This is a genomic window from Paenibacillus sp. EKM10P (assembly GCF_011800655.1).
GTDB classification, from domain to species: domain Bacteria; phylum Bacillota; class Bacilli; order Paenibacillales; family Paenibacillaceae; genus Paenibacillus; species Paenibacillus polymyxa.
This window is the reverse complement of record NZ_JAALET010000053.1, coordinates 1-975: the sequence shown is the minus strand read 5'-3', so window position 1 is coordinate 975 and position 975 is coordinate 1. Positions and strand designations below refer to the sequence as shown.

The window sequence follows — 975 nt, the reverse complement described above, 5'->3', positions numbered from 1 at the left end:
TGGCATTCGGAGTTTGACTGAGCTTGGTAACCCTTGCGGGCCCCGCACCCAATCAGTGCTCTACCTCCACGATTCTTTTTTCCGAGGCTAGCCCTAAAGCTATTTCGGGGAGAACCAGCTATCTCCGGGTTCGATTGGAATTTCTCCGCTACCCCCACCTCATCCCCGCATTTTTCAACATGCGTGGGTTCGGGCCTCCAGTGCGTGTTACCGCACCTTCACCCTGGACAGGGGTAGATCACCCGGTTTCGGGTCTACGTCCACGTACTCATTCGCCCTATTCAGACTCGCTTTCGCTGCGGCTTCAGCTCTTCACCTTAACCTTGCACGGGAACGTAACTCGCCGGTTCATTCTACAAAAGGCACGCCATCACCCATAGATCGGGCTCTGACTTCTTGTAAGCACACGGTTTCAGGATCTATTTCACTCCCCTTCCGGGGTGCTTTTCACCTTTCCCTCACGGTACTGCTTCACTATCGGTCGCCAGGGAGTATTTAGCCTTGGCAGATGGTCCTGCCGGATTCATACGGGGTTTCACGTGCCCCGCACTACTCGGGATCCGTCTCGGAGGGAACAAGTTTTGAACTACAGGGCTTTTACCTTCTCTGGCGGGCCTTTCCAGACCTCTTCATCTAACCGGTTCCTTTGTAACTCCATGTGAGACGTCCCACAACCCCAAGGAGCAAGCTCCTTGGTTTGGGCTAATCCGCGTTCGCTCGCCGCTACTGACGGAATCACTATTGTTTTCTCTTCCTCAGGGTACTTAGATGTTTCAGTTCCCCTGGTCTGCCTCTCACTCACCTATGAATTCAGTGAGTAGTGACTGTCGATGAAGACAGCCGGGTTTCCCCATTCGGACATCCCCGGATCAAAGCTTGCTTACAGCTCCCCGAGGCCTTATCGTTGTTCGCCACGTCCTTCGTCGGCTCCTGGCGCCTAGGCATCCTCCGTGTGCTCTTTGTAGCTTAACCTAG

1 rRNA gene is annotated in these 975 nt (G+C 54.3%); it reads right to left on the bottom strand.

What is annotated here, in order from left to right:
• A 23S ribosomal RNA gene (locus HFE01_RS26355) occupies positions 1-972 on the bottom strand; the annotation flags it as partial.
• Between the last annotated feature and the right edge of the window lie 3 nt (positions 973-975).